The sequence below is a fragment of the Streptomyces sp. NPDC056128 genome (assembly GCF_042263835.1).
Lineage (GTDB): Bacteria > Actinomycetota > Actinomycetes > Streptomycetales > Streptomycetaceae > Streptomyces.
Genome location: NZ_JBHJVQ010000008.1, coordinates 19,964 through 40,893, shown reverse-complemented (window position 1 = coordinate 40,893; position 20,930 = coordinate 19,964). Strand labels below are relative to the sequence as shown.

Below are 20,930 nucleotides of genomic sequence, written 5' to 3'. Positions count from 1 at the left end.
CTCCGAAACTCATGCCCCAGACGCTACCCGAGCCGCCGCCCGGGTCCGTCCCGCTCAGTCCCGCCCGAGCGCCGCCGCCAGCTCCGCCTCGCGCTCCCGCACCTGGGTGGCGAGCTGCTCGGCGATCTCCTCCAGCAGCCGGTCGGGGTCGTCCGGGGCCAGCCGCAGCATGGCGCCGATCGCGCTCTCCTCCAGCTCCTTGGCGAGCAGCGTCAGCATCTCCTTGCGCCGGTCCAGCCACTCCAGGCGGGCGTACAGCTCCTCGCCCCGGCTCGGGCGCCGCTCGGGCACCGGCCCGGCGGCCCACTCCTCGGCCAGCTCACGCAGCTGAGCCGCGTCTCCGCGGGCGTAGGCGGCGTTGACGCGGGTGATGAACTCCTCGCGCCGGACCCGCTCGTCCTCCTCCTGGGCCAGGTCGGGGTGGGCCTTGCGGGCCAGCTCGCGGTAGAGCTTGCGGGCCTCCTCGCTGGGCCGCACCCGCTGCGGGGGGCGTACCGCCTGGTCCGTGAGCATCGCCGTGGCCTCCGGGAACAGCCCGTCCCCGTCCATCCAGCCGTTCAGCAGCTCCTCGACGCCGGGGATCGGCATCAGCCGGGCCCGTGCCTCGTCGGCCCGCTCCCGGTCGGCGGCGTCGCCGGTGCGCGCCGCCCTGGCCTCCAGGATCTGCGCCTCCAGCTCCTCCAGACGCGCGTACACCGGTCCGAGCCGCTGTTCGTGCAGCCGCGAGAAGTTCTCGACCTCCACCCGGAAGGTCTCCAGCGCGATCTCGTACTCGATGAGTGCCTGCTCGGCGGCCCGTACGGCCTGTTCCAGCCGTTCCTCGGGACGCGGCGCACCCCCCTGCTCGGGCTCAGCTTCCGGCGTCGTCACCCGTCCAGCCTAGGCCACGACGACGCCCGCCCCGCCGGGGCGAAGCAAGCCCTCACACCCCCAGCTCGGCCGCCACCCGCCCACTGCGTACCGCCGCGGCCAGTACGGCGTGGTCGGCCTCCGTCCGATCGGCGTAGGCCACGGCGAAGGCGGCCACCGCCTCGTCCAGCTCCTCGTTCTTGCCGCAGTAGCCCGCGACGGTCCGCGGGTCGGCGCTGTGCGCGTGGGCGCGGGCCAGCAGGGCGCCCGTCATGCGGCCGTAGTCGTCCAGCTGGTCGGCGGCGAGCGCCGTGGCGTCGACGCTGCCCTTGCGGTTGCGGAACTGCCGCACCTGGAACGGCCGCCCGTCGACCGTGGTCCAGCCCAGCAGCATGTCGCTGACCACCTGCATCCGCTTCTGCCCCATGACCACCCGGCGGCCCTCGTGCCCGGGCTCGGGGACGTCGAAGCCGGCCGTCGCCAGGTGGGGCAGCAGCGCGGACGGCCGGGCCTCCTTCACCTGGAGGACGAGCGGTTCGCCCCGGTGGTCCAGGAGCAGCGCGACGTACGATCGCGTGCCCACGCTGCCGGTGCCCACGACGCGGAACGCGACGTCGTGCACCGCGTACCGGGCCAGCAGCGGCAGCCGGTCCTCGGAGAGCGTGGCCAGGTACTGCTCCAGCGCGGCCGCGACCGTCGCCGCCTCCGGGTCCGTCACCCGGCGCAGCACCGGCGGCGCCTCCACGAAGCGCCGCCCGCCCTCCTCGGTGGCCTCGGTCGACTTGGCCGCGAAGCGCCCGCTGGTGTTGGCCCGCGCCTTGTCGGCCACCCGCTCCAGGGTGCCGAGCAGGTCGTGGGCGTCGGTGTGGGAGACCAGTTCCTCGTCGGCGATGGCGTTCCAGGCGTCCAGCGCCGGAAGCTTGGCCAGCAGCCGCATGGTGCGCCGGTAGGCGCCCGCCGCGCCGTGGGCGGCCTCGCGGCAGGTGTCCTCGTCGGCGCCGGCCTCCCGGCCCGCGAGGACGAGCGACGCGGCGAGCCGCTTGAGGTCCCACTCCCAGGGGCCGTGGACCGTCTCGTCGAAGTCGTTGAGGTCGATGACCAGGCCGCCGCGGGCGTCACCGTAGAGACCGAAGTTCGCGGCGTGCGCGTCGCCGCAGATCTGGGCGCCGATCCCGGTCATCGGCGTACGCGCCAGGTCGTACGCCATCAGGCCCGCCGACCCGCGCAGGAAGGCGAACGGTGTGGCCGCCATCCGCCCGGCCCGCAGCGGGGCGAGCCCGGGGATCCGGCCCCGGTTCGACTCCTCGACCGCGGCGAGCACGTCCGGGCGGTCGTCGTCCAGGTCGAGCGCGGCGTGCGCGGAGCGCGGGACGCGGGTGCGCAGGGCCTTGCCCTCCGCCTTCGGCGAGCCCTCCGCGGGCCACCGCGCGAATCCCGGCACGACCGGCACCCGCACGCCCCCGTCCGACCCCTCCGCGTCCGCGCGCGCCCCCGGCACCGCCCCGGTCGCCGCCTCCGTGACCGCCCCCGCCGTCGCCCCGCTCATCCCGGCCGCCTTCCCCGTACTCGTCCGTCGCGCTCAAGCCTGCCGATACGCGCCCCGACCGTACCTCCGGCCGAACCACCCGTACACGCGCTCCGGACCGCCGCCCGCATAACGCCGGGCAGAGGGCGGAACAAGAGGTGCCCGCGGCCCCCGGGGCGCGCCTACGGTTTCCAGCGCTCCCTGCCCCAGGTCCCCGACGTCCCGGATGCCGCACCTCCCGTCCGGCTGCCCCGGGGACCACCCACCGAGGAGACCGAGGAACCCCCATGACCCCCGACGCCCCCACGCCCCCCGACAACCCCGGCACCGGCACCGACCGCGCCCTCAGCCGCAAGGCACTCCTCAGGGCCGCGGTCGCCGCCGGCGCCGCCGTCCCGCTGCTCGCCACCGGCGGCATCGCGCTCGCCCGGGACGCCGCCCGCTCCTCCTCCGGCCGCACGCTGACGCCGACCCCCTACTGCGACGACGGCGACGACCCGACGCCGGACCAGATGGAGGGCCCGTACTTCAAGCCGAACTCCCCGCGGCGCACCAGCCTGGTGACACCCGGCACCGTCGGCACCCCGCTGACCGTCGCCGGCTACGTCTTCGGACGGAACTGCGCCCCGCTGCCCGGTGTGCTCCTCGACTTCTGGCAGGCGGACAACGCCGGCGCCTACGACATGGCCGGATACGCCTTCCGCGGCCACCAGTTCACCGACGCCACCGGCGCCTTCACCCTGCGCACGATCGTCCCGGGCCTCTACCCGGGCCGCACCCGGCACCTCCACGTCAAGGCGCAGGCACCCGGCCAGCCCGTGCTGACCACCCAGCTCTACTTCCCCGGCGAACCCCGCAACGCCACGGACGCGCTCTTCGACCCGGCGCTGCTGATGAACGTCCGCGCCGGAGGCGGCGGCAGGGAGGCCACCTTCGACTTCGTCCTGGACGTGGACGGCGGACCCGGCCCCGACCCCACCGACCCGCCCACCGACCCGCCGAACGGCACCTGGGCGTCCGGCCGCTCCTACACCGCGGGCGACCGCGTGACGTACGGCGGGCGCGCCTACCGCTGCCTCCAGGGGCACACGGCGACGACGGGCTGGGAGCCGCCCAACGTGCCGGCCCTGTGGCGCCCCGAGTCCTGAGACCTTCCTCACAGCAGGCCGCTCGCGGACCACTCCCCGCGTCCCGCGTCCGGGCATGCGAAAGCCCCCCAGGTCCGAGACCTGGGGGGCTTCCGGCTGGTGCGCGAGGGGGGAGTTGAACCCCCACGCCCTTGCGGGCACTGGAACCTGAATCCAGCGCGTCTGCCTATTCCGCCACCCGCGCATTGGGTGTGTCTTCCGGTGCCCTGCGGTGCCTTTGCTTGCCGCCCGGCCCCTTCCGACACGAGAACATTAGCACGCTGCCAGGGGTGGATTCACATCCCTTTACGGCCGGGAGCAGGGCGCCCGCCCCGCTCCCGGGCACTCGTCTCGACCCGTAGCCGTTCACGTATCAACCTCGTACCGGTACGGCCCGTCTCCCCAGGAGCAGGCAGGGGTCCACAGTCAGGTGCGGGACACTGGTCTGCGGCCGCCTCTACGATCCTGGGCATGAGTACCCGAGGGAGCGCATCCCGAAGGTCCCCGGGAGTTCGAAGGACGGCTCCAGCGGGAACTCCGAGAGGCGTCGACACCCGTCGACCGGGCCGACAGGGGGAACCAGCCGATCGAGCGGCGCGTGGATACGATCAGTAAGCAGTACCAGGTGGACAGTGCACGGACGAGCGGTGCGCACACCGGCAGTACGCAGGACAGCAGTACGCAAGGCAGTGGACAGGACGGCAGCGACGGAGGAGGTGCCCCATGGGAGTCCTGAAGAAGTTCGAGCAGCGTCTCGAAGGTCTGGTCAACGGCACCTTCGCGAAGGTGTTCAAGTCCGAGGTGCAGCCCGTGGAGATCGCGGGAGCGCTCCAGCGCGAATGCGACAACAACGCGACCATCTGGAACCGCGACCGCACCGTCGTACCCAATGACTTCATCGTGGAGCTGAGCACGCCCGACTTCGAGCGGCTCAGCCCCTACTCGGGCCAGCTCGGCGACGAGCTGGCCGGCATGGTCCGCGACTACGCCAAGCAGCAGCGCTACACCTTCATGGGACCGATCAAGGTCCACCTGGAGAAGGCGGACGACCTCGACACCGGCCTGTACCGGGTGCGCAGCCGTACGCTCGCCTCCTCCAGCAGCCACCAGGGCGGCGGCCCGGCCCCGGCGGGCCCCGCCGCTCCCCCGGCGCCCGGCGGACGGCCCGGCGCCCCGGGCGGTGGCTACGGCTACCCGCCGGCCGCCGCACCCGCCGGCGCCCCGCCCATGCCGTCCGCGCCGCCGCCCGGCTCACGCCCCGGCGGCTACGGCTACCCGCAGCCCGCGGGCGGCCAGCAGCCGCCGGCCGCACCCGCGTCCGGCGGACGCACCCGCCACTGGATCGAGATCAACGGCAACCGCCACCAGATCTCCCGCGGGACCCTGGTCCTCGGCCGCAGCACCGAGGCCGACGTACGGATCGACGACCCCGGCGTCTCCCGCCGGCACTGCGAGATCCGGACCGGAACGCCCTCGACGATCCAGGACCTCGGGTCCACGAACGGCATCGTGGTGGACGGGCAGCACACAACCCGCGCTACGCTCCGCGACGGCTCCCGCGTCGTCGTGGGCAGCACCACCGTTATCTACAGGCAAGCCGAAGGGTGATCCGGGGGCAATGTCAGAGCTGACCCTCACGGTCATGCGGCTGGGTTTTCTCGCCGTACTGTGGCTGTTCGTGATCGTGGCCGTGCAGGTCATCCGCAGCGACCTGTTCGGTACGCGGGTCACCCAGCGCGGAGCGCGGCGCGAAGCCGCCCGACCGCAGCAGGCCGCCGCGCGCCAGAACCAGGCGCCTCCGCCGCAGCGCCAGCAGTCCGGCGGCGGCCGCGGCCGCCGAGGCGCGCCCACCAAGCTGGTCGTGACGGAAGGCACCCTCACCGGCACCACCGTTGCCCTCCAGGGGCAGACCATCACGCTCGGCCGGGCACACGACTCGACGATCGTGCTGGACGACGACTACGCCTCCAGCCGCCATGCCAGGATCTACCCGGACCAGAACGGGCAGTGGATCGTCGAGGACCTGGGCTCCACCAACGGCACCTACCTGGACCGGTCCCGGCTGACGACGCCGACACCGATCGGGCCGGGTTCGCCGATCCGCATCGGCAAGACCGTCATCGAGCTGCGGAAGTAGTGCTACACCAATGAAAGAGCGCGAGCGGAGCGAGCACGCGGCGGCGGCCGGCACCCCGGGCCCCGGCGCGCTCCCGACCGGAGGGTGGGCAGTGTGGCTCGACACGACCGGCTGTACCCGGAGCCGACGGGCGAGGTGCGCATGAGTCTGTCACTGCGCTTCGCCGCCGGATCGCACAAGGGCATGATCCGGGAGGGCAACGAGGACTCCGGCTACGCCGGTCCGCGCCTGCTCGCCATCGCCGACGGCATGGGCGGCCAGGCCGCCGGTGAGGTCGCCTCCTCCGAGGTGATCTCCACCATCGTCGCCCTCGACGACGACGTGCCCGGCTCCGACGTCCTCACCTCCCTCGGCGCCGCCGTGCAGCGCGCCAACGACCAGCTGCGGCAGATGGTCGAGGAGGACCCCGCCCTGGAGGGCATGGGCACCACGCTGACCGCCCTGCTGTGGACCGGCCAGCGCCTGGGCATGGTGCACGTCGGCGACTCGCGGGCCTACCTGCTGCGCGACGGCGTCCTCACGCAGATCACGCAGGACCACACCTGGGTGCAGCGCCTCGTCGACGAGGGACGGATCACCGAGGAGGAGGCGGGCACCCACCCGCAGCGCTCCCTGCTGATGCGCGCCCTCGGCAGCGGCGACCACGTCGAACCCGACCTGTCCATCCGCGAGGTGCGGGCCGGCGACCGCTACCTCATCTGCTCCGACGGGCTCTCCGGCGTCGTCTCCCACCAGACGATGGAGGACACCCTCGCCAGCTACCAGGGCCCCCAGGAGACCGTCCAGGAGCTGATCCAGCTCGCCCTGCGCGGCGGCGGCCCGGACAACATCACCGTCATCGTCGCCGACGTCCTCGACCTCGACACCGGCGACACCCTCGCCGGGCAGCTCTCCGACACCCCCGTGGTCGTCGGCGCCGTCGCCGAGAACCAGGCCCAGATGGGCGACAACGGCATCATGCAGACCCCGGCCGGCCGCGCCGCCGGCCTCGGCCGCCAGGGCGGACAGCACGGCGGGGGCGGCGAGTTCGGCCCGCCCGGCAGCGGCGACACCACCGGGTACGTCCCGGCGGGCGGCTTCGACGACTACGGCCCCGACGACTTCGTCAAGCCCCGCAAGGGCCGCAGGTGGCTGAAGAGATCCCTCTACACGGTGCTCGCCCTCGCCGTCATCGGCGGCGGCACGTACGGCGGCTGGCGCTGGACCCAGACCCAGTACTACGTCGGCACCAACGACGACCACGTCGCCCTGTACCGCGGCATCAGCCAGGACCTCGCCTGGGTCTCGCTCTCGAAGGTCCAGAAGGACCACCCCGAGATCGAACTCAAGTACCTGCCGCCCTACCAGCAGAAACTCGTCGAGGCCACCATCGCCGAAGGCGATCTGGCCGACGCGCGGGCGAAGATCGAGGAACTGGCGGTGCAGGCCTCCGCCTGCAAGAAGCAGGCCGACCGGCGCTCCGCGGAGACCGAGAAGAACGCCAAGACGGGCGAGGGCGAGGCCGGCGGCACCACGGGAACCACCCCCGCCTCCTTCACGTCCAAGGCCTCACCGACACCCACCCCGTCGCCGAACGCGTCGGAGTCGCAGAAGGCACCCGAGTCGTCCCAGTCCCCGACCGCACCCACCCCAGGTTCCGGCCCGACCCTCTCGGAGGAAGAGCAGAAGGTCGTCTCGCTGTGCGGTAAGCAGTAGGCAAGCCGTGAGAGGCCCCGTCACACGATGAGCAGTTCTACCAACTCGACGACGCACCACACGTCCACGATCGGCGCCATCGGCGCCCCGAGCCGGCGCAACACCGAGCTGGCTCTGCTCGTGTTCGCCGTCCTCATCCCGGTCTTCGCCTACGCCAACGTGGGTCTGGCCATCAACGACGAGGTGCCCGCAGGCTTGCTGAGCTACGGCCTCGGCCTCGGCCTGCTGGCCGGCGTCGGGCACATCGTCGTACGCAAGTTCGCGCCGTACTCGGACCCGCTGCTGCTGCCGCTGGCCACCCTGCTCAACGGCCTCGGCCTCGTCGCCATCTGGCGCCTGGACCAGTCCGAACTCCTCCAGAGCATCAAGCAGGCCGGCACCGCTGCACCCCGCCAGCTGATGTACACCGCGATGGGCATCGCCCTGTTCGTCGCGGTCATGATCTTCCTCAAGGACCACCGCGTCCTGCAGCGCTACACCTACATCTCCATGGTCACCGCCCTGTTCCTGCTGCTGCTCCCGCTCGTACCGGGCCTCGGCAAGAACATCTACGGCGCCAAGATCTGGATCCAGGTCGGCTCCTTCTCCATCCAGCCGGGCGAGTTCGCCAAGATCGTCCTCGCGATCTTCTTCGCCGGCTACCTGATGGTGAAGCGCGACGCCCTCGCGCTGGCCAGCCGCCGCTTCATGGGCCTCTACCTGCCCCGCGGCCGCGACCTCGGCCCCATCCTGGTCGTCTGGATCGTCTCGATCCTCATCCTCGTCTTCGAGACCGACCTCGGTACCTCGCTGCTGTTCTTCGGCATGTTCGTGATCATGCTGTACGTCGCCACCGAGCGGACCAGCTGGATCGTCTTCGGTCTGCTGATGTCCGCCGTCGGCGCCGTCGGCGTGGCCACCTTCGAACCCCACATCCAGCAGCGCGTGGACGCCTGGCTCGACCCGATGCGCGAGTACACGCTCTCCCGCGCCGGCCAGGTCGGCCACTCCGAGCAGGCCATGCAGGCCCTGTGGGCCTTCGGCTCCGGCGGCACCCTCGGCACCGGCTGGGGCCAGGGCCACTCCGAGCTGATCCGCTTCGCCGCCAACTCCGACTTCATCCTCGCCACCTTCGGCGAGGAACTGGGCCTGGCCGGCCTCATGGCGCTGCTCCTGCTCTACGCCTTGATCGTCGAGCGCGGCGTGCGCACCGCCCTCGCCGCCCGGGACCCCTTCGGCAAGCTCCTCGCCATCGGCCTCTCCGGCGCCTTCGCCCTCCAGGTCTTCGTCGTCGCCGGCGGTGTCATGGGTCTCATCCCGCTCACGGGTATGACCATGCCCTTCCTGGCCTACGGTGGTTCCTCCGTCATCGCCAACTGGGCACTGATCGGCATCCTGCTGCGCATCAGCGACACCGCGCGCAGACCGGCACCCGCCGCGCCCGCCAGCCCCGACGCCGAGATGACCCAGGTGGTCCGACCGTGAACAAGCCCCTGCGCCGGATCGCGATCTTCTGCGGCCTCCTCGTCCTCACCCTGCTCATCCGGGACAACTGGCTCCAGTACGTCCAGGCCGACGACCTCAAGGAGGACGAGCACAACCGCCGGGTCGCCATCGAGCGGTACGCCAGCCCCCGCGGCGACATCATCGTCGACGGCAAGGCCATCACCGGACACGCCACCACCGAGGGCGACTTCAAGTACAAGCGGACCTACAAGGACGGCGCCATGTGGGCGCCCGTCACCGGGTACGTCTCCCAGGCCTACGGCGCCACCCAGCTCGAGTCCATCGACGACGGCATCCTCACGGGCAACGACGACCGGCTGTTCTTCCGCAACACCCTCGACATGGTCACGGGCAAGAAGCGCGAGGGCGGCAACGTCGTCACCACCCTCAACAGCGCCGCCCAGAAGGCCGCCTACGACGGTCTGAAGAAGCAGGGCGCCAAGGGCGCCGTCGTCGCGCTCGAACCGTCCACCGGCAAGATCCTGTCGATGGCCTCCTACCCGTCGTACGACCCCACCTCGATCGCCGGCAGCAACGAGGCGGCCGGGGAGGCCTGGAACAAGCTCCAGAAGAAGAACAACCCCGACGACCCGATGCTCAACCGCGCGCTGCGCGAGGTCTACCCGCCCGGCTCCACCTTCAAGGTGGTCACCGCGGCGGCCGCCCTGGAGAACGAGAAGTACACCTCGGCGGACGACAAGACCGAGACCCCGCTGCCGTGGACCATGCCGGGCACCACGACCGAGCTGAAGAACGAGGGCGACCTCCCCTGCGAGAACGCCACGCTCCGCGAGGCGCTGCGGGTGTCCTGCAACACCGTCTTCGGCAAGATCGGCTCCGACCTCGGCAACGAGAAGATGCTGGAGCAGGCCAAGAAGTTCGGCTTCACCGAGGAGCAGTTCGTCCCGGTCCGCTCCAACCCCTCCGTCTTCTCCGGCGACATGGCGCCCTCCGAGGTCGCGCTCTCCTCCATCGGCCAGTTCAACACCGCGGCGACCCCGCTGCAGATGGCCATGGTCACCTCGGCGATCGCCAACAACGGCACCCTGATGAAGCCGTACATGGTCGACGAACTCCAGGCCCCGAACCTCGACACCATCGAGAAGACGGACCCCGAGGAGATGAGCAAGCCGCTCTCCGCGGACAACGCCCAGGTCCTCCAGGACATGATGGAGACCGTCGTCGAGGACGGCACGGGAACCAACGCGCGGATCGACGGCGTCACCGTGGGCGGCAAGACCGGTACCGCACAGCACGGCGTCGACAACAAGGAGAACCCCTACGCCTGGTTCATCTCGTACGCCAAGGGCGAAGACGGCAGCGCGCCGGTCGCCGTGGCCGTGGTGATCGAGGACGAGAACGCCGTACGCGACGACATCTCCGGCGGCGGCCTCGCGGCACCGATCGCGAAGAACGTCATGGAGGCCGTCATCGACAGCAAGAAGTGACCACACCATGAACGGGACGTGACTCCGGTCACGTCCCCTTCACATCGGCGCACGTTGCGATACCGGTCCTGTATCGGCTGCCGGGCTTGGCCAAGGCCCACAGAGCGAGCCGGGTACCGTAGGCCGGACGGCAGCCTCCGACCGTACAAGCATGCCGGTCGGGACCGACGGAGAGGGCTGGTAGGTAGTTATGGAAGAGCCGCGTCGCCTAGGCGGCCGGTACGAGCTGGGCCCGGTGCTCGGCCGTGGTGGCATGGCGGAGGTTTACCACGCTCATGACACCCGGCTCGGACGCCAGGTAGCGGTGAAGACGCTGCGCGCGGACCTCGCGCGCGATCCGTCCTTCCAGGCCCGGTTCCGCCGGGAGGCCCAGTCGGCCGCCTCGCTCAACCATCCCGCGATCGTGGCGGTCTACGACACGGGCGAGGACTACATCGACGGGGTCTCCATCCCGTACATCGTCATGGAGTACGTCGACGGCTCCACGCTCCGTGAGCTGCTCCACTCCGGCCGCAAGCTGCTGCCGGAGCGGACGCTGGAGATGACCATCGGCATCCTCCAGGCGCTGGAGTACTCGCACCGGGCCGGCATCGTCCACCGCGACATCAAGCCGGCCAACGTCATGCTCACGCGCAATGGCCAGGTCAAGGTCATGGACTTCGGCATCGCCCGCGCGATGGGCGACTCCGGCATGACCATGACGCAGACGGCCGCGGTGATCGGCACCGCCCAGTACCTCTCCCCGGAGCAGGCCAAGGGCGAGCAGGTCGACGCGCGGTCCGACCTGTACTCCACGGGCTGTCTGCTCTACGAGCTGCTGACCGTGCGGCCGCCCTTCGTCGGCGACTCCCCGGTCGCCGTCGCGTACCAGCACGTGCGTGAGGAGCCGCAGGCGCCGAGCGTCTTCGACCCCGAGATCACGCCCGAGATGGACGCGATCGTGCTGAAGGCGCTGGTCAAGGACCCCGACTACCGCTACCAGTCGGCCGACGAGATGCGGGCCGACATCGAGGCCTGCCTCGACGGCCAGCCCGTCGGCGCGACCGCCGCGATGGGCGCCATGGCCGCGGGGGGCTACGGGGCCTACCCCGACGACCAGCCGACCACCGCGCTGCGCTCGGACGGGGGCGGCGGCGCCACGACCATGCTGCCGCCCATGAACCCGGACGACGGCGGCTACGGCTACGACGACCGCCCCGACCGGCGCCGGCAGCAGCCGCGCAAGTCGAACACGTCCACGATCTTCCTGGTCCTGGCGGGCGTCCTCGTCCTCGTCGGCGCGATCCTGATCGGCAAGTACGCGTTCAGCGGCGACGGCGGGCCGAGCAACGACAAGGTCGACGTGCCCACGTTCGTCGGCCTCACCAAGGCGGACGCGCAACAGCAGGCCACCAACGCCGACCTGGAACTGGCCTTCACGCAGAAGCCCTGCGAGGACCAGAAGAAGGGCAACATCTGCGACCAGGACCCCAAGCAGGGGACCTCGGTCGAGAAGCAGTCCACCGTCAACCTGGTGGTCTCGACCGGCGCCCCGAAGGTCGCCGTGCCGAACGTCATCGACAAGGACGTCGACACGGCCACCGAGCAGCTCGAGAACAAGGGCTTCGAGGTCGAGACCAAGCAGACCGAGTCCTCCCAGGACGAGGGCACGGTCCTCAGCCAGGACCCGGACCCGGGCAGCGAGCTGGAGAAGGGCTCCACGGTGACCCTGGAGGTCGCCAAGGCCGAGGCGAAGGCCACGGTGCCGGACGTCGTCGGCCGCAGCTGCGACGAGGCCAAGGCCCAGATGCAGAACAACGACCTGGAAGCCACCTGCACCGACCAGCCGACACAGGACCCCAACCAGGTCGACAAGGTGATCTCCACCACACCCTCGGCGAACCAGCAGGTCGACAAGGGCTCCAAGGTCACGATCGTCGTCGGCAAGGCCGTGGAGAAGACGAAGGTGCCGGAGATCAAGCTCGGCACCCCGCTGCCCCAGGCCCAGCAGACGCTTCAGCAGGCCGGCTTCACCAACATCCAGGTGACCGGACCCAACGACGGCAACGCCGTGGTCATACAGCAGAACCCGCCGGCGGGCACCGAGGTCGACGACCCCGCCGCCACCCCGATCACCCTCACCACGGTGGGCGGCCAGGGCGGCAACAACGGCGGTAACAACGGAGGCGTCATCGGCGGCCTCCGCGGCGACGACTGACCCACGCCGCACCCCGGGCAACGACGAGAGCCCCGGCCCCTCAGCGGAGGGACCGGGGCTCTGTCGTCCTCACCGCGGTCACCACCGCCACGATGAGACATGCCACACCGGCCGCCGCCAGCAGCACGAAGAACACAATGGCCGGGTTCACCCAGGAGGGAACGAGATCGAAGTTCTCGTTGCACTTGCTGCGCAGCGGGAACCAGCGGTCGAACTCCTCCGCATGCGCTGCCCGATAGGCCTCGTCATAGCGGACACCGTGACCATGAACACACGCCTCCCCGACATCGAGCCCTCCGGAGAGAACCCCGGTCAGATAGGCGACAGCAAAACCGGCCACACCCGTCGAGACACCGGCCACACCCAGCGACAGCCAGGTACGGGGCCGCGCCCATGCGCCCTCACGGACGGCCCGGACGCCACCGCGGCCCCCGGCGACCATCCCGACACCCAGCATCGCCACCACGACGGCCACGACGGTGCCGACAGCGCCGAACAGGAACACCAGCGCGACACCCATCACCGCCAGACCGCCCAGGTAGGCGAGCCGCTCGGGCCCGGAGCGCAACAGCATCGAACGTGTCTTCATATGTCACAACTCGTTAAGTCCGGTTGACCACATCATCCCAACAGGGAAGGCCGGGCAATGATCAACGAGACAGCTCTACTGGAATCGCGAACCCTACGCAGCGGCGTCCTCGAACGCACGGACGTACTCGACCGCGTAAAGGCACTGTCCCTGCTGCCGGACGGCATGCACGTGACTACCGCGATGGTGGCGGCGTACTTCCAAGTCACCGCCGAAGCTGTCCGACAGCTGACCAAGCGCCACCGTGAGGAACTCGAATCCAACGGAATGACCGTGCTCCGAGGCGCTGACCTGCGGGAATTCGAGAGTGACAACATGTCACTCTCGCTGCCCAGTTATCCACAGGCCCGCCGGAGCCTCACCATCTACTCCAGGCGAGCCGTACTCAACATCGCCATGCTGCTCCGCGACAGCGAAGTCGCACGTCAGGTGCGTGTCTACCTCCTGGACATGGAGTACGTGGCACGCACACAGCCTGTGGATAACCCGGCCCCGACAGACACCCGCGCCCACGACGCCCGCATCGACCAGCGCATCACCCACATCCTCGGCCGGACCGTCGTACCGATGTTCAACGCCCTCATCGCCACGTCCGGCGAACACCGCCGCGAACTCATCGAACTCCGCGGGGACATCGAGAACGTCGAGCGCAAGCTGTGCTGGCACCACAAGCGCCTCGCCACCCTGGAAGGAGACACCCCCGCCGACGACGTCAGGGCGAAACTGCGGGCGATGACCTGGCGGGCGTTCGAGCACCACGTCGCCGACCTGCTGCGCCGGGACGGCTGCGTCGACGTCGTCGTACGGCAGGCCCGCACCGACCGCGGTATCGACATCACCGGCCGCACCGCCGACGGACGCACCGTCGCCGTCCAGTGCAAGAACAGGTCCGGCCGCTGGACCGTACCCAGCGCGGACATGCAGAAGTTCGCGGGCGCGGCACGCGCCATCGACCACGTGGACGTCGCCCTGTTCGTCGCCACCTCCAACTTCAGCCACGAATCGGAGGCGATCGCCAAGCTCAGCGGAGTCATCACCGTGAACCGCGAGGAGCTGGAAGCCTGGAGCGCCGGAGTACTGCTCAGGGCGCTCCGATAGGGGACTGACCTCCCGCAAGGAGGTCAGTCAGCGCAGCTCCTTCGGCGGCGTCCGCTCTCCGTCCACCTTCTCCGTGCGGACCAGTTCGCCCCAGACCACGTACCGGTACTTGCTCGTGTACACCGGAGTGCAGGTCGTCAGGGTGATGTAGTGGCCGGGCTTCTTCTTGCCGGACTCCTGGGGGACCGCGTCGAGGACCTTGACGTTGAACTTCGAGGTCTCGCGAAGGACGGCGTAGGTCTTGTAGACGTACCAGGTGTCCTTCGTCTCGAAGACGATCGGGTCGCCCTCGTCGATCTTGTCGATCTTGTGGAACTTCGCCCCGTGCCCGTCGCGGTGGGCCGCGAGCGAGAAGTTGCCCTCCTTGCCCGAGGTGGGCAGCGTCGCCTTCACCGGGTCCGTGTAGTAGCCGGCCACGCCGTCGTTGAGGATCTTCATCGACGTGCCCTTCTCCACCAGGATGTCGCCCTTGCCCATGGCCGGGACGTGCAGGAAGCCGATCCCCGCCCTGGTGTCCAGCGCCCCGGGACCGTCCGGACCGACCCGGTCCTCGGCCCAGTTGTCCCTGACCTTGTCGGCCTGCTTGTCCGCCGCGCGGTCGGCGACCACGTTCGTCCACCACAGCGAGTAGACGACGAACAGGCCCAGCACCAGGCCCGCGGTGATGAGGAGTTCACCGAAGACGCTCACCGCGCGCGCGACGATCCGCCCGGGACCCCGCCCGCGCCCGCGCGCGGCGGCCCGCTCCCGCTGCTCCGAGCCGTGCTCTGAGTCGTGCTCCGTGTCGGTGGTCGCTGCCACTGGTCATCCGCCCTTAACTGACGAGCGCATCCGGCTTGCCCTTGCTGCGCGGCCGTTCCTCGACCATCTTGCCCCACACGATCATGCGGTACTTGCTGGTGAACTCCGGCGTGCAGGTCGTCAGGGTGATGTAGCGGCCGGGCTCCTTGAACCCCGACTGCTTCGGGACCGGGTCCAGCACGCTGACGTTGCTCGGCGAGGTCACCGGCAGGATCGACGCCATCTTGTAGACGAAGTACTTGTCCTGCGTCTCCACGACGATCGGATCGCCCGGCTTGAGCTTGTTGATGTACCGGAACGGTTCGCCGTGCGTGTTGCGGTGCCCCGCCAGTCCGAAGTTGCCCGTCTTCGCGTCCGGCATCGCCGTCTTCAGCGCGTCCTCCGCGTAGTGGCCGACCATGCCGCGGTCCAGCACCTTCTTGCTGTTGATGCCCTCGGCGATCGGCACCACGACGTCCAGATCGGGGATGTGCAGCAGCGCGAAGCCCTGGCCCGGCTCGAAGGTCCCCGGGTTGCGCTTGCCGCTCGCCCAGTCGTCCTGGAGGTTGCTGGCCGCCTTGTCCGCCTGCGCGTGCGCCCGCACGTTCGTCCACCACAGCTGGTACGTGACGAAGAGCAGCATCAGCACGCCGGTGGTGATGAAGACCTCACCGATCGCCCGGCTGGCGATCACCGCGGCGCCGGGCTTGCGGGCCCGGGCCTGACGGCGGGCCTCCACGCGCGACAGCGGCGCTTTCGGCTCCTCGGCCGACTCGGAGTCCGCCGACGCCCCGCGCGGCGCTCCACGGCGCCCGTGACGCCGTTTCGCGGCCTTCCTGCGGGCCGCGCGGCCGCCGGTCGGGGTCTCGGTCCGGGTCGCGGCCGTCCGCTCCGGCGGCGGCTCGGGGATCCGCAGCGCCACGGTCTCGTCGTCGACCGGACCGGTGGGGCCGGTGGGGCTGCTGGGGCCGCTGGGACCCGCCGAGGTGAAGTCCTCCTGCCACCCGCCCCCGAACGCACCGGAATCCCCGTACGGCCGTCCGTACGAGGATCCCTGGTCACCGGCCGTGCCGGATTCGCGCTCGGGGCGCAGGGCGGTCACGCCGTGGCCCTGCCCACCACCGGGGCGAGCCCCGCCGACCTCGCCACCGCGTCCTGGTCGCCGCACTCCACCAGCCAGTTGGCCAGCATCCGGTGCCCGTGCTCGGTCAGCACCGACTCCGGATGGAACTGCACGCCCTCGACGGGCAGTTCACGGTGGCGCAGACCCATCACGATGCCGTCGTGGGTGCGGGCGGTCACCTCCAGCTCGGCCGGCACCGTGCCCGGCTCCGCCGCCAGCGAGTGGTACCGGGTGGCGATGAAGGGGGAGGGCAGACCCGCGAAGACGCCCGTGCCCGTGTGCTCGACCGGCGAGGTCTTGCCGTGCAGCAGCTCCGGCGCCCGGTCCACCACACCGCCGTACGCCACCTGCATCGACTGCATGCCGAGGCAGACGCCGAAGACCGGGACACCCGTGGCGGCGCAGTGCCGGACCATGTCGACGCAGACGCCCGCCTGCTCCGGCGCCCCCGGCCCGGGAGAGAGCAGCACGCCGTCGAACCCGTCCTGGGCGTGCGCCGTCGACACCTCGTCGTTGCGCAGCACCTCGCACTCGGCGCCCAGCTGGTACAGGTACTGGACCAGGTTGAAGACGAAGCTGTCGTAGTTGTCGACGACGAGGATGCGCGCGCTCACTGGTTGTCCACCGTCACATCGTTGAAGGGAAGCAGCGGTTCGGCCCACGGGAAGACGTACTGGAAGAGGACGTAGACCACGGCCACGACCAGGACGAGCGAGAGCAATGCCCTCACCCACGCGTTCCCCGGCAGATGCCGCCAGATCCAGCCGTACATGCCGTCCCTTCCGTCGCACCGCGGCGCCAGACTCACGCCGCACCGCACCAGACTAGCGGCGCGGGGCCCTCCGGAACGGCCTCACTCCACAGGCTGGGCATAGTGCAGGTCCGCCGTGCCCGAGTAGCCGGGCAGCGTCGCCCTCCCGTCCTCCTCGACCTTCCAGCCGAGCCCGTAGACGTTGACGTACACCATGTAGTTCTGGATCGCCGGCGACGCCGCCAGCGTCTCCTTCAGCCGCTCCGGATCACCGACCGCCTGGATCTTGTACGGCGGTGAGTAGACGCGGCCCTGCAGGATCAGGGTGTTGCCCACGCAGCGGACCGCGCTGGTGGAGATCAGCCGCTGGTCCATGACCTTGATGCCCTTGGCGCCGCCCTGCCACAGCGCGTTCACCACGGCCTGGAGGTCCTGCTGGTGGATCACCAGGTAGTCGGGCTGCGGCTCGGGGTAGCCCGGGAGCTTGGCGGTGGCGTCCGGCGGAGCGTCGTCGAGTGTGACGGAGATCGCCTCTCCGGTCAGCTTCTGCGTGCCGGCCTTCTCCTCCAGCGCCGCGAGCTCGTCGTCCTCCGACTTCGACCGTCCGTCGTCGCGCTCGGCGAGCGACTCGATGTCGTGACGCAGGCTCGCGTTCGCCTCCTCCTGCTGCCCGTTCTCCCGGCTGCGCTCGTGGATGAGGTCGGACAACTTGAGCAAAGAGGCGTCCGTCCGGATATTGGTGCCCTTCGCGGTGTTGAAGCTGGTGAAGAAAATGAGTCCCGCGAGAGCGAAGACGGCTGCCGTGAGTACGCGCACGGGCCGGAAACGGCGCCGGCGGGCAGGGCTGGATCCCGTCCCGGGGGAGTCGGCAGAATTGCTCAACGTACCCTTATCTCCTTCGGCGCCACGGAAGGACTACGCTAACGGACGCCCGGGGGAGCGCTCAGAGTCCCCTTGTAGCGCATCGACAGGAGAGACCCTCGTGCCGAAGTCACGTATCCGCAAGAAGGCCGATTACACGCCGCCGCCCTCCAAGCAGGCGACCAGCATCAAGCTGACCAGTCGCGGCTGGGTGGCACCCGTCATGCTGGCCATGTTCGTCATCGGCCTCGCCTGGATCGTCGTCTTCTACGTCACCGACGGTTCACTGCCGATCGACTCCCTGGGCAACTGGAACATCGTCGTGGGCTTCGGCTTCATCGCCGCCGGCTTCGGCGTCTCCACGCAGTGGAAGTAGCGCGGCTTTAGCTCTGCCCAGGGCTATCCACGGAGTTATCCACAGACCTTATCCACATGTGGAAAGAAAGACGATCTGTGGATAACCCACAGGACGTTGACGCCGGTGTGACGGAAGTACTGGCATCCGAAAACACGTTCGCCCCCTGCCTGACCTGCGGAAACGCAAGTCAGGGACAGGGGGCACAGCTGTTCCCACACGCTATGCACAAGATCCGGCACCGACTGTGGATAACGCCCGCTCAGGTGAGCTGTGCGGTCCTCAACAGGGTCAGCCCCACCACGACCACCAGGACCAGCGCACAGGCGCCGTACTGCACGAGCGCCCGGCGCTCGCGTGGGGCGTGGAGCATGGCGTAGCCGATCACGGCGCCCGCGACGAGGCCGCCGACATGGGCCTGCCAGGAGATGTTGCTTCGGGTGAAGGTGAAGATCAGGCTGATCACCAGCAGGATGACGACCGGCCGCATGTCCGCGTTGAGGCGGCGGACGAGTGCGGCGGTGGCGCCGAAGAGTCCGAAGATCGCGCCGGAGGCGCCGAGCGTGGCCGTGGTGGGTGACCCGATCAGATAGGCGAGGGCGCTGCCGGCCAGGCCGGAGACGAGGTAGAGCGTGAGGTAGCGGGCTCTGCCCAGCGCGGCTTCCAGCGGGCCGCCGAGGAACCAGAGGCTGATCATGTTGAAGCCGATGTGCCAGATTTCCTCGTGCGTGAACATCGTGGTCACCAGGCGGTACCACTCGCCCTCCGCGACGCCCTCGGTGGGGACGAAGGGGGCGGGGGGCCAGCGTCCGATGAGCACCATGTCGCTGAGGAAGGACGACGGGAGCGCCTGTACGGCGATGAACACCGCCGCGTTGATCCCGATCAGGATCTTGGTGAGCAGGTGCGGGTCGGAGGCGATCGTGCCCCCGGCCAGGGTGCGGGGCCGGGAGGCGGCGGGCGCGGGGCCACCGCCCGTGCGGCCGGCGGCGCAGTCGGGGCAGTGGAAGCCGACGGACGCGTTGATCATGCAGTCCGTGCAGATGGGGCGTTCGCAGCGGGTGCAGCGGATGCCGGTCTCGCGGTCCGGATGGCGATAGCAGCCGGGCACGCTCTGGGCGTCCGGCGGGCCTGCTGCCGCGTGGTCCATGGCTTCCCCTCGGTCGTCCCTGCGGGCGGTGTGCGCGCGTGCGCCGCCCCGCCCTTTTTTACGGATGGGCGGAGCGTTTGGTTCCTGCCCAGTGCGGGGGGAGGTCAGCCCTGGCGGGTTTCCACGACGACGGTCTCGATGACGACGTCGTTGAGCGGGCGGTGCGTGCGCGGGTTGGTCTGCGCCGCGGCGATGGTGTCCACGACCTTCTGACTGGCCGGGTCGGTGACCTCGCCGAAGATGGTGTGCTTGCGGTTCAGCCAGGTCGTCGGGGAGACGGTGACGAAGAACTGCGAGCCGTTGGTGCCGGGACCGGCGTTGGCCATGGCGAGCAGGTAGGGCTTGTCGAAGGCGAGGTCGGGGTGGAACTCGTCGGCGAACTGGTAGCCGGGGTCGCCGGTGCCGTTGCCGAGCGGGTCGCCGCCCTGGATCATGAAGCCGCTGAGGACCCGGTGGAAGACGGTGCCGTCGTAGAGCTTGTCCGTGGTCTTCTCGCCGGTGGCGGGGTGGGTCCACTCCCGCTCGCCGCGGGCTAGCTCGACGAAGTTCTTGACCGTTCTGGGTGCGTGGTTCGGGAGCAGCCGGATCTCGATGTCGCCTTGGCTGGTCTTGAGAGTGGCGTAGAGCTGCTCGGCCACGGGGTGCCTTCCGTCGTCTGGTGGTGCGCACCGATACTCCCACGGGCGGGGGCGCGTTCGGCGCTGATACACCGGGGTCCGAGCGCGGGGCGCCGATCCGTGGCATTGTCGGGTGCGGGCTCGCGTTGCCCGGGATTCATCCGTTATTGAGCTTGATCTGCTCTTGTCCGCAACTTCATCACCACTTGCCCCAGAGAGCCCGAGGGCATCGTCGGTGACCCGGATGGCCGCCCTCACATGCCTGGCTTTGCGTCCACAGGCATGATCCGTAAAAGGGTGGAAAGTCGAATTACCGTACGCCACCGAGGAGGAGGAACCCGTGACCCGCATCGACAGCGTGCGCGCCGCGACCGGTTCGGCGAAGGACAGCGTGCTGCACGCCGCGGAAGTGGTGGCGCCCTACGCCGACACGGCCAAGGACAGGGCCGCTCACTATGCACAGGAGGCGCGCGTTCGGCTGGCGCCCAAGGTGTCGCAGGCCGCAGACCAGGCTCGCCACCAGTACGGGGCGCATGTCGCGCCGCGGCTGGAGCAGGCCCTTACGCATGTGCCGCCGAAGGTGGACGCCGCCGCACAGGAGGCGGCCGTCCGCACCCGTCTGGCCGCTCGGCAGGCGGCCGACTATTCACGGCCGAGGATCGAGCAGGCGGTGGCCGCGGCCGGTCCCGTGCGGGACGAGGCGACCGCGCGGGGTGCCGCCGCGCTGGCCGCGCTCCGGGGTCAGGTCACGGCGAAGGAGATCGAGAAGCTGACGCGCAAGCACCAGCGGCGGGCGAGGGCCGGCCGGATCGCCAGGGTTCTGGCGGTGGCGGGTCTCGTCGCGGGCGGCGCCTTCGCGGCCTGGAAGTGGTGGGACAAGCAGGCCAACCCGGACTGGCTGGTGGAGCCGCCGGAGGCGACGGAGGTGCCCGAGTCCGGGCGGCTGACGTCGGTGGACGGCACCGGTGAGGCGATCCTCGACCCCGAGGTGCAGGCCAAGCAGGCTCAGGAGGAGGCGGCGGAGGGCGACGAGCCCCGCTGACCCTGCTCCGGACCGGTATCGCCGTGGGGGGGGGCGGGGGGCCCGGCAACAGGCCCCCGACCCGCATAATAATCACACACTTGGCCCGCGCCGCGACGGCC

General features: G+C 70.2%; 20 protein-coding genes and 1 tRNA gene. 10 read left to right on the top strand and 11 right to left on the bottom strand.

Going from position 1 to position 20,930, the window contains the following annotated elements; translation table 11 throughout:
- Positions 1 to 54: 54 nt before the first annotated feature.
- Positions 55 to 870: a hypothetical protein gene (locus ACFC1X_RS17930; RefSeq protein WP_161332034.1), complete on the bottom strand. Its 816-nt coding sequence runs from the start codon at positions 868 to 870 to the stop codon at positions 55 to 57.
- Between the two features lie 52 nt (positions 871 to 922).
- A complete protein-coding gene (locus tag ACFC1X_RS17925) occupies positions 923 to 2,395 on the bottom strand; it encodes a DUF2252 domain-containing protein (RefSeq protein WP_376354614.1) in 1,473 nt (490 codons plus the stop codon).
- Positions 2,396 to 2,661: 266 nt separating this feature from the next.
- Between ACFC1X_RS17925 and ACFC1X_RS17920 the strand changes: the two genes are divergently transcribed.
- Positions 2,662 to 3,522 carry a carbohydrate-binding protein gene (locus ACFC1X_RS17920; protein ID WP_376354613.1) on the top strand — a complete coding sequence of 287 codons (861 nt, stop codon included), beginning with the start codon at positions 2,662 to 2,664 and terminating at the stop codon, positions 3,520 to 3,522.
- A 97-nt stretch (positions 3,523 to 3,619) separates the two neighbouring features.
- Here the strand turns inward: ACFC1X_RS17920 and ACFC1X_RS17915 are convergent.
- Positions 3,620 to 3,706: transfer RNA gene (locus ACFC1X_RS17915), tRNA-Leu, on the bottom strand.
- Between the two features lie 518 nt (positions 3,707 to 4,224).
- Here ACFC1X_RS17915 and fhaA point away from each other — a divergent pair.
- The 6 genes from fhaA to pknB all read left to right on the top strand — a co-directional run bounded on the left by fhaA (position 4,225) and on the right by pknB (position 12,463).
- On the top strand, positions 4,225 to 5,109 hold the full coding sequence (fhaA, locus tag ACFC1X_RS17910) for an antibiotic biosynthesis regulator FhaA (protein ID WP_376354610.1): 885 nt from the start codon (positions 4,225 to 4,227) through the stop codon (positions 5,107 to 5,109).
- A gap of 10 nt (positions 5,110 to 5,119) precedes the next feature.
- Positions 5,120 to 5,638 carry an antibiotic biosynthesis regulator FhaB gene (fhaB, locus tag ACFC1X_RS17905; RefSeq protein WP_122616597.1) on the top strand — a complete coding sequence of 173 codons (519 nt, stop codon included), beginning with the start codon at positions 5,120 to 5,122 and terminating at the stop codon, positions 5,636 to 5,638.
- 141 nt (positions 5,639 to 5,779) lie between these two features.
- Positions 5,780 to 7,333: a Stp1/IreP family PP2C-type Ser/Thr phosphatase gene (locus ACFC1X_RS17900; protein ID WP_376355163.1), complete on the top strand. Its 1,554-nt coding sequence runs from the start codon at positions 5,780 to 5,782 to the stop codon at positions 7,331 to 7,333.
- 27 nt (positions 7,334 to 7,360) lie between these two features.
- Positions 7,361 to 8,797: an FtsW/RodA/SpoVE family cell cycle protein gene (locus ACFC1X_RS17895; RefSeq protein ID WP_376354607.1), complete on the top strand. Its 1,437-nt coding sequence runs from the start codon at positions 7,361 to 7,363 to the stop codon at positions 8,795 to 8,797.
- Positions 8,794 to 10,266 (top strand): peptidoglycan D,D-transpeptidase FtsI family protein, encoded by a 1,473-nt coding sequence (locus tag ACFC1X_RS17890; RefSeq protein ID WP_376354605.1) that lies wholly within the window; start codon positions 8,794 to 8,796, stop codon positions 10,264 to 10,266. The genes ACFC1X_RS17895 and ACFC1X_RS17890 overlap by 4 nt, the downstream gene beginning before the upstream one ends.
- Positions 10,267 to 10,456: 190 nt before the next feature.
- Positions 10,457 to 12,463: a Stk1 family PASTA domain-containing Ser/Thr kinase gene (gene pknB / locus ACFC1X_RS17885; RefSeq protein WP_376354603.1), complete on the top strand. Its 2,007-nt coding sequence runs from the start codon at positions 10,457 to 10,459 to the stop codon at positions 12,461 to 12,463.
- Positions 12,464 to 12,503: 40 nt separating this feature from the next.
- Here the strand turns inward: pknB and ACFC1X_RS17880 are convergent, their stop codons facing one another.
- Complete coding sequence (locus ACFC1X_RS17880) at positions 12,504 to 13,052, bottom strand: hypothetical protein (protein WP_376354600.1); 549 nt, start codon at positions 13,050 to 13,052, stop codon at positions 12,504 to 12,506.
- Positions 13,053 to 13,109: 57 nt separating this feature from the next.
- Between ACFC1X_RS17880 and ACFC1X_RS17875 the strand changes: the two genes are divergently transcribed.
- Positions 13,110 to 14,150 (top strand): restriction endonuclease, encoded by a 1,041-nt coding sequence (locus tag ACFC1X_RS17875; protein ID WP_376354597.1) that lies wholly within the window; start codon positions 13,110 to 13,112, stop codon positions 14,148 to 14,150.
- A gap of 27 nt (positions 14,151 to 14,177) precedes the next feature.
- On the opposite strand, the gene ACFC1X_RS17870 is transcribed toward ACFC1X_RS17875, so the two are convergent.
- Genes ACFC1X_RS17870 through ACFC1X_RS17850 form a run of 5 tightly spaced genes read right to left on the bottom strand, consistent with a single transcriptional unit; the run spans position 14,178 to position 17,686 of the window.
- Positions 14,178 to 14,951: a class E sortase gene (locus tag ACFC1X_RS17870; RefSeq protein WP_376354595.1), complete on the bottom strand. Its 774-nt coding sequence runs from the start codon at positions 14,949 to 14,951 to the stop codon at positions 14,178 to 14,180.
- Between the two features lie 13 nt (positions 14,952 to 14,964).
- On the bottom strand, positions 14,965 to 16,032 hold the full coding sequence (locus ACFC1X_RS17865) for a class E sortase (protein WP_376354592.1): 1,068 nt from the start codon (positions 16,030 to 16,032) through the stop codon (positions 14,965 to 14,967).
- Entirely contained in the window at positions 16,029 to 16,667 is a 639-nt protein-coding gene (locus ACFC1X_RS17860) for an aminodeoxychorismate/anthranilate synthase component II (protein WP_122616586.1), read from the bottom strand. The genes ACFC1X_RS17865 and ACFC1X_RS17860 overlap by 4 nt, the downstream gene beginning before the upstream one ends.
- Positions 16,664 to 16,861, bottom strand: a complete 198-nt coding sequence (locus ACFC1X_RS17855; RefSeq protein WP_206328638.1) for a hypothetical protein — start codon at positions 16,859 to 16,861, stop codon at positions 16,664 to 16,666. The genes ACFC1X_RS17860 and ACFC1X_RS17855 overlap by 4 nt, the downstream gene beginning before the upstream one ends.
- A 45-nt stretch (positions 16,862 to 16,906) precedes the next feature.
- A complete protein-coding gene (locus ACFC1X_RS17850; protein ID WP_376354589.1) occupies positions 16,907 to 17,686 on the bottom strand; it encodes a DUF881 domain-containing protein in 780 nt (259 codons plus the stop codon).
- Positions 17,687 to 17,786: 100 nt separating this feature from the next.
- On the opposite strand from ACFC1X_RS17850, the gene crgA reads away from it, so the two are divergent.
- Positions 17,787 to 18,041, top strand: coding sequence for a cell division protein CrgA (crgA, locus tag ACFC1X_RS17845; protein WP_003975080.1), 255 nt, complete (start codon positions 17,787 to 17,789; stop codon positions 18,039 to 18,041).
- A gap of 241 nt (positions 18,042 to 18,282) precedes the next feature.
- Here crgA and ACFC1X_RS17840 read toward each other — a convergent pair whose 3' ends face one another.
- A complete protein-coding gene (locus ACFC1X_RS17840; RefSeq protein ID WP_376354586.1) occupies positions 18,283 to 19,170 on the bottom strand; it encodes a rhomboid family intramembrane serine protease in 888 nt (295 codons plus the stop codon).
- 104 nt (positions 19,171 to 19,274) lie between these two features.
- Positions 19,275 to 19,808: a peptidylprolyl isomerase gene (locus ACFC1X_RS17835; protein WP_376354583.1), complete on the bottom strand. Its 534-nt coding sequence runs from the start codon at positions 19,806 to 19,808 to the stop codon at positions 19,275 to 19,277.
- Between the two features lie 319 nt (positions 19,809 to 20,127).
- Here ACFC1X_RS17835 and ACFC1X_RS17830 point away from each other — a divergent pair, with 319 nt between their 5' ends.
- Positions 20,128 to 20,829 carry a DUF5324 family protein gene (locus ACFC1X_RS17830; protein WP_376303292.1) on the top strand — a complete coding sequence of 234 codons (702 nt, stop codon included), beginning with the start codon at positions 20,128 to 20,130 and terminating at the stop codon, positions 20,827 to 20,829.
- The last annotated feature ends 101 nt before the right edge of the window (positions 20,830 to 20,930 follow it).